The following is a 12,291-nucleotide window of genomic DNA, read 5'->3' on the forward strand; positions in this document are numbered from 1 at the left end:
TTCAGAGATTGCGCCAAAGGCATCCCTTTTGGGGCTTCGTTTTACTTGCAATGACTTTATAATTTCATCCACTGCTCATCCAAACGGGACGAATCCATAATAGCTTGTACAATTCGGAGATCTGTCATGCCTTCCTCTCCGGGTGCAATGGGGGTACGATTTTCTTTGATGGCGAGTGCATCGTCATCCATCTGGCGGGCTTGCTGATGATTTGGGTCAGCCGATAGAATAGTTCCATCACTCGTTGATCCTCTTACTCCGTTGTAGGATAAAAACGGCCGCAACCGATACCATCCATCGGAACAATCGACATCAAGATAGTTCATCCCATTTCCAAAACTGGACTTGCCTTCCATGATCAGGCCATTGGGAAATTCAAGCTCAAAATCCGTGTATTCATCACAATCGCTATAAATGTCTTCTCGAACAGACCACTGCTTTGCCCTCACCGCAACAGGTTCCATTCCTGTGGAATATCTCGCTGCGTTGATCGGATAAACACCCATATCAAATAAAGAACCTCCGCCCATTTTTTTAACGGCCCGCCAATTATCCGGCTCATGATTTGCCCTAAATCCCCCACCTGACCGAATGGCCGTTACTCTGCCATACGTTTCCTCTGCTCCATATTTGATGATGGTCTGTGTGTTCGGTTCGTGCTGCATCCTGTAACCGATAGCAAGTTGTACTCCATTTTTGTTTGCAGCATCAATCATAGCCTGGCACTCCGCTACGTCCATAGCCATTGGCTTCTCGCACCACACGTGTTTGCCCGCATTGGCCCCGATAATGGAATATTCAGCGTGCATGTTGTTTGGCAGTACGATGTACACAATGTCAATGTCATCGTTATTGGCAATTTCGTGCATCGTCTCGTAATTGTATACGTTGCCATCGGGGATGCCATATTTTTCCTGCCAAACGGGAATTTTTTCAGGAGAGCCTGTTACAATTCCCCGAAGTTCACAATGTTCGGTTTGTTGTAAGCCGGGAGCCAACAGGTTTGTGCTGTAATACCCCAAACCTACAAGAACTACCCCAAGTTTTTCTTTGCTTTGTGGGAGAATGATGGATGGAAAACCAATTGCAGAAACTGCAAGAGCAGAGCCTGTTCGCAGAATAAATTCTCTTCGTGAAATGTCGGACATAAGTACCTTGATTAAAAGTTCGCTTTTCTCAATATGCAAAATCCCAATCAGAAATTTAAGAGATGTTGACAGTGGTTAAAGGTCTCTGATTTTTGGGATGCAGATTCTGGTCAAAAGGATACTGAAATTACATGAAGCATACCGAAAAAACCTAAATATAAGAGGTTTTATTTAAAATATTCTTTGAACATTTAGGCAAAAACACATCCTTTCTTCAGTTGTATCGGAAAGATTTGTACGAAATTATTAAAGATCTATACAAAATTATTCGTTTTTCCTTGTGCTTTGGTTTTTCATACAACTGTAAATATACTCTGCTTTAGGATTAAATAAAGTCAGTCAAACTCACTTTTTTCCTTAAAATATATGTCAAAATTATTTTTTTAATAAAAAAAGTAATATTTGAAATGTTCTCACTTCAACTTTCCAAAATTAATTCAAAACAATCGGGTTGAATCCCGGTGCCATTCTAATATGACAGGTGATACTATGAAGCTTTATACAATTCCAGCTTTAAGCTTTTTGATCTCATTATGTTTTTCGGGAATATCTTTTGCTCAAACCGGAAACGTAACGGGTACAGTTACGGATACTTCGGGGGAACCACTTCCAGGAGTAAATATCGTTATACAACTTCAGGCAAGATCGATAGGTGCTTCGACAGATCTGGATGGAGTTTACACGATAGAAGATGTGCCTGCGCGCACATTAGATATTACTGCAAGGTTTGTAGGATTTAGTTCCCAAACCAAAGAAATTGAGGTATTAGCAGGAGAAACAATAACAGTAGATTTTGAACTCGGCTCATCTACACTAAACCTGAATGAGGTGGTTGTTACCGGTACAGCCGGCCCTGTTCAGCGGCAAGCTATCGGGCATTCCGTCTCATCTGTAAGTTTCGATGATGTTGAAAGTACCACGCAAACAACCTTACAGGGGGCTTTATCAGGAAAAGTTCCAAGCGTAAGTATTGCCGGCGGCGGTACCATTGATCAGGAGCCAAGAATTCGAATCCGGGGAACCTCCAGTATTTCTATGTCAAACCAACCATTGGTTTATGTCGATGGTATTCGGGTGAATAGTTCAGGCGGATTTGCTGCCGGAGTTGGCAGTGGAGGAATAGGAAGTCCATCAGCCTTGGCAGGGATCAATTTTGACGCTATTGAACGTATTGAAATTCTCAAAGGACCTGCCGCAGCAACCTTATATGGTTCACAGGCCAGTTCCGGGGTGATTCAGATTTTCACCAAGCAAGGTCTGCGCGATACACCTCCTCAATTTGATATCAAACTTTCGAACAATTTTATACAAATGCCTGATCGCTGGAATCACATGACAGGCATAGTGGAAAACCAGGAAGAGCAAGATCGGGTGTTCGAATATACCGGGGTGAGACATGAACTTTACGAACCGTTTAAAGGCCAATATCAAATGGCTGACCTCTATGATCTTGGAATGGGACAGGAAATATCAGCCACGGTTCGGGGAGGCGGGGAAACCGTTACCTATTCGTCCAGCGTTCGATATAGCTACACGGACGGACCCTTCAATCCACAACCAAGCGATTTTAACGGAGGGGCTGTTGGGGATGGAAATGACCTCAGCAAGCGTCTCTACTTCAATGGGGATCTGGAATTTATCCCTTCTGATGATTTTCGTATTCGGTTAAATACAGCCTATACCAATTCCAATTACAGCACTTATAATACGGGTATAGAAATTTATTCAGTTACAAATAGTTATGGCAAGCCGGAGAGAATAGGAACCCTTTCTCCTTATGATACATTTGGACATCCTTTTGCAGCCACTCCCCGTGAAGCCAGTTACTATGAAATTGGCGATGTAACGAACAGTGGATCTGTATCCCTCCAGGCCCATTACATTGCTTCCGATGAAATTACCCTGGATGCAACAATCGGTGTAGATTACAGAGATCAGCGAAGCCGCAGTTATTCCCCATTCGGCTATGCGGTGGATGGATTGGCTCCTTCAGCCAGTGGAGATTTAGGTTTGGGATCCAGTCAGAATCTCACATGGTCATTCGAAACCAAGGCAAGCTGGATCGCAGATTTTACGGAGGCTCTTCGTTCAAGTTTTGTAATGGGAGTTCAGGGATATGCCAGGGAAGTGAACTCTCAATGGGCTTCAGGAACGGCCTTTTCTGGTCCCGGCCTGGAAGTAATGGGAGCCACAGCCAGCCAAACTGCAAATTCTTCATTTCAGGAAGTCGTCGATCTCGGTGTATTTGCCCAGGAACAGATTGACTATGAGGACTGGGTTTATCTTACAGTAGGATTGAGACTGGATGCCAGTAGTGCTTTCGGATCGGATTTTGACTATGCAACCTATCCCAAAGTATCCCTTTCATTGCTGCCATTCGATGCACTGGATATTAGCATTCCAAAAGTCTCAACCTTCAGGTTAAGAGGTGCGTGGGGGCAATCGGGCCAACAGCCAAGTGCATTCGATCAGTTTACAACGTTTTCTCCGGTCAATTCTCCGGAAGGCTCGGGTGTAATCACTGGAAATTTGGGAGACCCTTCTTTAAAACCTGAAGTAGCAACGGAATGGGAGCTTGGTTTTGAGATGGGATTATTTAATGATCGTGTTGGCATTCAAACCACATATTGGGACCGAAAAGTGAAAGATGCATTGATTGCCCGAACATTCGCGCCTTCCGGTGGATTTGTTCAACCACAATTAACCAATGCAGCAGAACTTGAGGGAAAAGGTCTTGAGATAGAATTTGATACAGATCTTTACCAAGGACAAAACTTCTCTCTGAATGTGTTTGCGTCGGCTGCATATCTCTGGGAACAGGTGAAATCTCTGGGTGGTGCCCCGCCAATTAAAGTGGATGCTACCTATGTACGAGACCGAATGTATGTTCAAGAAGGATATGCTCCCGGAGTTTATTTCGGGGCAATGTCCGCTCCGGGAGTAACAAGCCCAATTGATATTAACCGTGATGGAATACCGGACAGCCAGGGCGAACTGGAAACTTATTTCAGTCAGCCTCGCGATCCATCTGAATTTGCGCCAAGTTATATTATGGTTGCCGGTCCGGATGGTGAACCAACCGTAGGAGGTACAGGTTATTTGGGTCATTATTTGGGCAAGCCAACTCCCGATTGGGAAGGATCATTTGGGTTTTCCGCCAATTTTCTGAAGAATTTCAATCTTTCTACCCGCTTCCAATACGCTACAGGCAACTATTACCATCATAACCTGACGATTGCTTTCCGTCGTTCAAATGCAGGAATTGGCCGAAATTATATGCCGGCTTCTACACTGGAAGGGATTCTGAAAAACCCCGCTTCATCGACAGCCGAGAGGGTAGATGCAGCTCGTACATGGGCTAGAGAAATGGTAGGACTTTCGCCGTTCGACGGGTTGAATGAAGTTTCCGAAGCCGATTACATCCGATGGAGTAATCTAAGCATATCTTATAATCTCCCGGCGACTTTGATAAGCAGAACCGGATTGAGAAGTGCATCTATAACGGCGTCTGGTAATAATCTTGCCCTTTGGACAAAATACAACGGTGTGGATCCCACAGCTACAGGCGAGGGTTCCGATGGAGGAGACGGAGGTCTCTATGAAAACTTTGGCCAGGGAATGGATACGTACGCAATCCCTCTCTTAAGAACGTACTCACTTTCTCTTAACGTAGGCTTTTAAGGAGAAACAGAATGGTTCTTAAAAAAAATCTGACAAATATAATCCGATCAACTATGAAACTCGTAAAAAGAAAAAAATCTCTCATACTTTTATCGGTCCTCTTTTTGTTTGCCGGGGCCGGTTGCGACAGCCTGCTGGATGTAGAGAATCCCAATAGCCTTACCGAAGATGATATCTATAATCCGTCTTCGGCTACAGGTTTAAAGAACGGGCTATTGCACCAGCTAATGGTTGGGATGAGCTGGACGTATGCCGCAACATCCACAACGAGTGACGAGCTCTATTGGACTGGCTCATATGAATCATACAGTGATTTTGATTCAGGAAATCTTGACGTGAACACGAATGAGATTGTCGTAGCCGGATTCCCGGAAATAAGCCAGGCCCGTTATATGGGGGATCTGGCTGTAGAAACGCTTACCGAAATAGACGGTGATGGCGAACTGGGAGATCCTACAGACCTGACGCGATCGTTGATTTATTCTGCCCTCGTAAAAATTATCATCGCTGAAAATTATGATAATTTTGTGATCTCTGACCGGCAGGATACCTCGCCTCCGGTAGGAGCGGATAATATGGATTCCTTTTTTACCGAGGCGATCACTTTGCTCGACCGCGCTGTAAGCCGGTCAGAAAACAGCACATTAGAGGCGCAGGCCCTTGGGCTTCGGGCCAGGGCTAAACACAGTTTGGGTATGTGGGCAAAGCTGAATCCGGCCGGCAGTGTTCCCGCGAACCCGTTGGTTTCCGGTTCAGGTGCATCAGCTGATGCCGAAGCGGCTATCGCATTGATGGATGGCGATTATAAAGCCACATTTAACTATCAATCGGCCTTGTTTACGAACTATATGGCAGGCCAAGTAAATAGTCGTGGAGAAATCACCCCGATTGATCCGATCTTCTCCGATCTTAAAACCGGTGAGCCAGATCCCCGCGCAACAGTGATTATTTCTGATTTCACAGATATCGCTACCTATACAGAGAATTATCCTCCTTATACTTGGGTGAGTGCCCGGGAAATGCACCTTATTGTTGCAGAGGAAGCTGTAGGTTCTGATAATTTAAGAGCCGTTGATCACATCAATTTTGTTCGCGGACTGGATGGACTTCCGGAAGTTACAGCCGGGGATGACCTTGTAGCATTCATCGAGCACGAACGGCGGGCAAATCTCTTCTTCCAGGGAAGGCGACTTTTGGATATGTACCGGTTTGGTACCTCTGCTCCTCAATGGGATGCGAGTCAGGATCCTGTAGGCACCTTATTACCCATTCCTCAGAATGAAGTTGAAGCAAATCCTGAAATCTGAATATTTCAGAATCAGAGTTTTTAATACACTCCGCACTTTGCATTAAGATTGAAGTGAAGTTTAAGGTTGAGTGCGGGGTGTATTTTTATCATCAGAAATCCTCTTACAAGAGCAGTCAACAAAACAATGTATTTAAGAAAATTTAAAGGTTATAGTTTTACAGCAGTAATCAGAAAGCTGACAAGCTTACTCGGAGTTCTTTCAGTCACGATTAGTTTGAGCATAGCGCAACCATCTGATCCCGCTCCGGACAGAGTTCGCGGAGATGGTCCCTACGAACGGTTGATTATCCGCGGAGCAAACGTAATAGACGGAACAGGAGCTCCGGCGGCAGGGCCTATTGATATCGTGATTGAGGGAAATCGCATCACACAGGTACGGGGAGTTGGCTATCCCGGTGTGCCGATTGACGAAGAACGCAGGCCCGACGGTGCAACCAAAGAAATTGATGCTTCGGGAATGTATGTAATGCCCGGGTTTGTGGATATACATGTTCACTCCGGCGGAAAACCCAAAGTACCGAATGCAGAGTACACGTATAAATTGTGGATGGGCCATGGAATTACAACGGTTCGCGGAGTTCCTTTTGATGATTTTGAATGGTCGTTGAGTGAAACCGAAAGGGCCAATAACAACGAGATTACAGCACCCCGAATGTTCAACTATCAACGGCCGGGTTCCGGTTGGGATCGACCCGTTCACACGCCCGAAGATGCCAGGGAATGGGTTCAATGGGCGGCTGATCAGGGAATTCATGGATTAAAACTCGGTGCGGAAGATCCCGAAATAATGGAGGCGTTGATTGATGAAGCCCATCAATTAAATCTTGGAACAGTGGCTCACCTCGATCAAATGGGAGTCGTTCGGATGGATGCAATTCAGGCGGCCGAAGTCGGTCTGGATGCCATCACACATTATTACGGCCTTTTTGAAGTACTTTACGATGATCATGATGTACAACCCTACCCGTTTGATCATAACTACAGAAATGAAACGCACCGGTTTGGCCAGGTAGCCCGCCAATGGGATAAAATTTATGAACCAGGCGGAGAAGAGTGGAAGGCATTGATTGATCGATTTTTGGAACTCGATTTTACACTGGACCCAACGATGACAGCATACCTTGCAAGCCGCGATGTGATGAGAGCCCGAAATGCCGATTGGCACGATGAATATACGATGCCGCAAATGTGGGATTTCTATAAGCCGAGCCGAACCAATCACGGATCTTATTACTGGGACTGGACAGTTGAAGATGAACTGGAATGGGATAAATTCTATAAAGTTTGGATGCAGTTTCTCGACGATTATAAGGATGCAGGAGGACGCGTAACGGTTAGCTCCGATGCCGGTTTTATCTACAATCTGTATGGGTTCTCAACCATCGAAGAGATGGAGCTTTTTCAGGAAGCCGGTTTTCATCCGCTGGAAGTTATTCGGTCATCCACTCTACATCCTGCAGAAGAGCTTTCCAAACAGATGGAGGAGCCGGTGGAGTTTGGAATCATCAGGCCCGGCAAACTGGCCGATCTTGTCATTATTGATGAGAATCCTATCGCCAACTTAAAAGTACTCTACGGTACAGGACATGTTCGGTATAATGACGAAACAGGCGTAGCTGAACGGGTTGGGGGAGTGAAATACACCATCAAAGACGGAATTGTATACGACGCCCAACAGCTCCTGGAAGATGTTCGAAACCTTGTTGATGAACAAGAGGAAATTGTAGGCGAAAAAGATTCATACTAAAGAAAGCTCCAATCGACGATCTGCTTATGAAGCGCCAAAACTTATTCTGCCACAACATAAAAACGAAGGATATGGAACGATCAAAAACCAAATCGCCCGCTCAATCTCAACGAATAAATATTCATCAGATACGAGAAGTCTACATTTTGTCATTTGCGATATGTGTTCTTTTAATGATGAATCCTGTTTCCATTCAGGCTCAGGATGCAGATGTAGTTCTGGATCCCGAGTGGGCACAAGATCCACCTGAACTTTCAACACTTGTGAATTTTGCCAGGGAAGAAAGTGATTTTCGGGTGGCGGTTGTCCGTTACCTGGAAGATCGTGCAGCAATCGGAAGACGTTATCCCGTTTACTATTCACCAGTCCGGCAGGAACGGTATCGCGACTTTTTTACGGGATGGCAGGAAAGTCTTGAGGAAGTGGACTTTGACGCACTCAATCATGAAGGACAAATCGATTACATCCTCCTGAAAAATCGGGTGACCTATGATCTGGAAATGCTGAATCTCGACGGAGAACGGTGGATCCAAATTTCCGACTTGGTTCCTTTTTCGGAAGATCTGAGGCTTCTCCAAGAAACGCGTTACAATCGTGAACGAGTTGTACCCCGTGAGTCAGCGCAAACCATGGATGATGCGGCCATTTTGCTTGAGGAGCTAACCTACGAATTGAAGAATAGTGAAGCCTCGGACTATCCCGATGTAAGTCCGGCGATAGCCAGCCGCGCGGCTAATTATGTGGCTCACCTGCGCGAAACAGTATCTGACTGGAATGATTTTTATGAGGGCTACGACCCCATGTACAATTTTTGGAACCGCGTTCCCTATGAACGCTTACAAACTGCTCTGCAGGACTACGAAAATGCACTCATCGAAAATTTAGTAGGAATTACTCCGGGTGATCCGGGGCCAATCATCGGTGATCCGGTGATGGCGGAAGGTCTGGAAGCCGATCTGGCTTTACACATGATTCCATACACAGCCGAAGAATTAATCGCTATCGGCGAGCGAGAATTTGAGTGGATTGTTGACCGGTTTGAAGAGGTTTCCAACGATATGGGTTTTGGCGATGACTGGAAAGCTGCTCTTGAACACGTGAAAGGCCTGGCCCCGCCACCGGGAGAAAAACCATGGGCTATTTTTGATATTGCTGATTACTCGGAAGAGTATGTCCACAATATGGATAATATCACCATTCCGCCATTGGCCGAAGAGGTATGGAGATTGGATATGCAAACCCCCGAACGCCAGCTGATTAATCCATTTTTCAGTGGTGGTGAAGTCACTCGCGTATCCTATCCAACTGACGATATGACCCATCAAAATAAATTAATGAGCATGCGGGGAAATACACCGCCATTCAATTTTGCGACGGTTCATCACGAGCTTATTCCCGGTCATCATTTGCAGGGATTCATGTCAGATCGTTTCAATGTACATCGCGGCGATTTGAATCGAACGCCATTTTGGGGCGAAGGTTGGGCACTTTACTGGGAACTGATTCTTTGGGATGACGGCTTCCCCCGCGATAATCCCGACAAGATCGGAATGCTTTTCTGGAGATTACACCGTGCCGCGAGAATTGTCTTTTCGCTGAATTTTCAACTTGGAAACTGGTCGGCCCAGGAGGCAGTGGATTTTCTTGTGGATGAAGTGGGCCATGAGCGAGCTAATGCCGAGGCAGAAGTGCGTCGTTCGGCAAGAGCAATGCCGCTCTATCAGATCGCTTACATGATTGGCGGCATGCAATTCAGGGCACTTCGGGAAGAAGTTGTGGATAGTGGCGATATGACGCTCACGGAATTTCATGATGCTGTTTTACAGGGCGGACGAATGCCGATTGAAATGGTTCGCGCCCGTTTAACCAAACATGAACTGAACGCGGATTATGAAAGCCAGTGGCGGTGGGAAGGAGATTCGCTGGCCGATTAATTTCAGCCATTGCTTCATAAAAATCAAAAGAATGAAATTTCCATCCATCACCCCAAAACCTATAGAATGAGCCTAAAAGCCGTCGTTTCTTATGCATTAAGTTTTTGCCTGTTTGTGACTCATATTTCGCTGCCAGTGGTGCATGTCGGGTCATCAATTCAGGATGCTGTACGGGTGGCTTTTGTAGGATTTCACTTTGAAGAAATCACTGTGGATAAGCAAAATGAAATGGATCAGAATCTCTTTCTTCTTTTGGACTCCGAACCAAGGCTCTATACAATCCCCATGGAGACCATACATGAACGGCTTGATGAACAACTTTTAACCAATTTACAGACAAATCCGCAGGCGGAGGATTTACAGCAAGCTGCCCGGTTGCTGGATGCAGATCACATTTTTACCGGGTCATTGCAGAATCCAAGCAATGATCCGCAATACACAGCTCTGGTCGGAGATGTAATACGGTATGATTCTGTGGATGGCCAACTTTACAACTTACGGATCCAGAGCTTTTACGAGAATTTTGATACGGAACTAACCAGGATTTATACACAGTTAATCCAGACCATTGTCCCGCCTGAGAAGAAAGGGTTTTTTAGAAGGTATTTACCTGGTGTGCTTATCGTTGCGGCAACTGCGGCAGCAGTCATTATTCTGGTTGGTGGCACCGATGGCCAGGGAACGGGGGAAGGTCCGGGGCCTATCGCACCTTAAAAAATCTGCAAAACATCTTAATAATTACAGCCTAACCGAAGAACTAAAATCAAATAAACCAAAATGAAACTCTCCAAACATACGCTTCAAAAGTTTGTTCCATCATTGATGGGAACAGGCCTGATTTTCCTATTAACAGTGGGACTCACTTTGTCTGCCATCGCTCAACCTTCTGAACCTGCGCCCGACAGAACAGAAGGCGACGGGCCTTATGAAAGGCTAATTATCCGTGGTGCAAATGTCATTGATGGAACCGGCGCTCCTATGTCCGGGCCGAAAGATATTGTCATCGAGGGAAATAAAATTGTGGAGGTTCGAAGTGTTGGTTATCCCGGTGTGCCTATTGATGAAGAGAGACGCCCTGATGGTGCAACTCACGAGATTGACGCTGAAGGGATGTATGTGATGCCCGGATTTATCGATATGCATGTTCATACAGGTGGCAAACCAAAGGTGCCGGAAGCGGAATATGTTTACAAACTATGGTTGGGCCACGGTGTAACAACGGTACGGGGAGTTCCATTTGGAGGGCATGATTGGTCGCTAAGTGAAAAAGCGCGAAGTGCTAATAATGAGATTACAGCTCCGAGAATGGTTAGTTATCATCGCCCTGGTTCCGGTTGGGATGAAGGATCCATTGATACTCCGGAAAAGGCTCGCGAATGGGTTCGGTGGGCAAAAGAAGAAGGTGTTGATGGATTAAAAGTGGGAGCCTATGATCCGGAAATTATGGAAGCGTTGTTAGATGAAGGCAAAACGCTGGGAATGGGAAGTACTGCTCACCTTGCTCAATCCGGTGTGGTACGAATGAATACGCTTGATGCCGCTCGTTTGGGATTGGGAGCTCAAACTCATTTTTACGGTTTGTTTGAATCCATGTATGATGACAGAGATGTACAGCCCGGCCCATACGATTATAATTATCAAAATGAGCAAGATCGATTCGGACAGGTAGCCCGCCAATGGGATATGATCGTGGAGCCCGGTGGAAAGGAATGGAATGCATTGATTGATGAATTCCTGGAATACGATTTTACGATGGATCCAACCATGACCATCTATGAAGCCAGCCGTGATGTAATGAGAGCCCGAAATAAAGACTGGCATCGGGAATATACCCTGCCAACCCTGTGGGATTTTTACAAACCCAGCCGAAGAGCTCACGGTTCCTATTGGTTTTACTGGACGACCGAAGATGAAGTGGCATGGAAAAATTACTACAACGTTTGGATGCAATTTCTGGATGACTATAAAGATGCCGGGGGGCGGGTTACAACCGGATCAGATTCAGGATTTATTTACCAGTTGTATGGATTCGGATACATTCGTGAGTTGGAACTCCTTCAGGAAGCCGGTTTCCATCCGCTTGAAGTGATTCGGTCGGCAACCCTTTCCGGTGCAGAGGAACTTGTAAAAGCCAGTGGTGAAGACATTGATCGTGGAATTATTCGTCCGGGCAAACTCGCCGATTTAGTGATTGTGGAGGAGAATCCCATTGCGAATTTGAAAGTGCTTTACGGAAACGGCGCAATACGGCTGAAAGGCGTGGATGAAGTAGAACGGGTTGGCGGTGTAAAATATACGATCAAAGATGGTATTGTATATGATGCCAAACAACTCCTGCAAGACGTGCGCGATATGGTGGATGCGCAGGAAAGTGAGCTCGGCGAAAAAGAGTGGTACTAACTAAGACCTCAAACACCTTCCCCGATCCGCCATACGGGGGAGGTGTTTTCCCTATTCCTTAATACAACCAGA

At 45.8% G+C, this 12,291-nt stretch carries 7 protein-coding genes; 6 read left to right on the forward strand and 1 reads right to left on the reverse strand.

The genetic code is table 11. The features are described 5' to 3' along the window. Positions 1-56: 56 nt before the first annotated feature. A complete protein-coding gene (locus L0B18_RS04380) occupies positions 57-1,148 on the reverse strand; it encodes a Gfo/Idh/MocA family protein (protein ID WP_234568219.1) in 1,092 nt (363 codons plus the stop codon). A gap of 489 nt (positions 1,149-1,637) precedes the next feature. Here L0B18_RS04380 and L0B18_RS04385 point away from each other — a divergent pair, with 489 nt between their 5' ends. From L0B18_RS04385 to L0B18_RS04410, 6 genes are all read left to right on the forward strand, one after another. Further along, on the forward strand, positions 1,638-4,829 hold the full coding sequence (locus L0B18_RS04385) for a SusC/RagA family TonB-linked outer membrane protein (RefSeq protein WP_234568222.1): 3,192 nt from the start codon (positions 1,638-1,640) through the stop codon (positions 4,827-4,829). A gap of 53 nt (positions 4,830-4,882) precedes the next feature. Beyond that, the gene (locus tag L0B18_RS04390) at positions 4,883-6,136 is read left to right on the forward strand and encodes a RagB/SusD family nutrient uptake outer membrane protein (RefSeq protein ID WP_234568224.1); all 1,254 of its coding nucleotides are present in this window, start codon (positions 4,883-4,885) and stop codon (positions 6,134-6,136) included. A 216-nt stretch (positions 6,137-6,352) separates the two neighbouring features. Further along, positions 6,353-7,885, forward strand: a complete 1,533-nt coding sequence (locus tag L0B18_RS04395; RefSeq protein WP_234568226.1) for an amidohydrolase family protein — start codon at positions 6,353-6,355, stop codon at positions 7,883-7,885. A gap of 71 nt (positions 7,886-7,956) precedes the next feature. Next, positions 7,957-9,819 (forward strand): DUF885 family protein, encoded by a 1,863-nt coding sequence (locus L0B18_RS04400; RefSeq protein ID WP_234568228.1) that lies wholly within the window; start codon positions 7,957-7,959, stop codon positions 9,817-9,819. Positions 9,820-9,885: 66 nt separating this feature from the next. Continuing rightward, positions 9,886-10,533, forward strand: a complete 648-nt coding sequence (locus L0B18_RS04405; protein ID WP_234568231.1) for a hypothetical protein — start codon at positions 9,886-9,888, stop codon at positions 10,531-10,533. 63 nt (positions 10,534-10,596) lie between these two features. Continuing rightward, positions 10,597-12,219, forward strand: coding sequence for an amidohydrolase family protein (locus L0B18_RS04410; RefSeq protein WP_234568233.1), 1,623 nt, complete (start codon positions 10,597-10,599; stop codon positions 12,217-12,219). Positions 12,220-12,291 lie beyond the last annotated feature (72 nt).

This window comes from Rhodohalobacter sp. 614A, from assembly GCF_021462415.1.
Lineage (GTDB): Bacteria > Bacteroidota > Rhodothermia > Balneolales > Balneolaceae > Rhodohalobacter.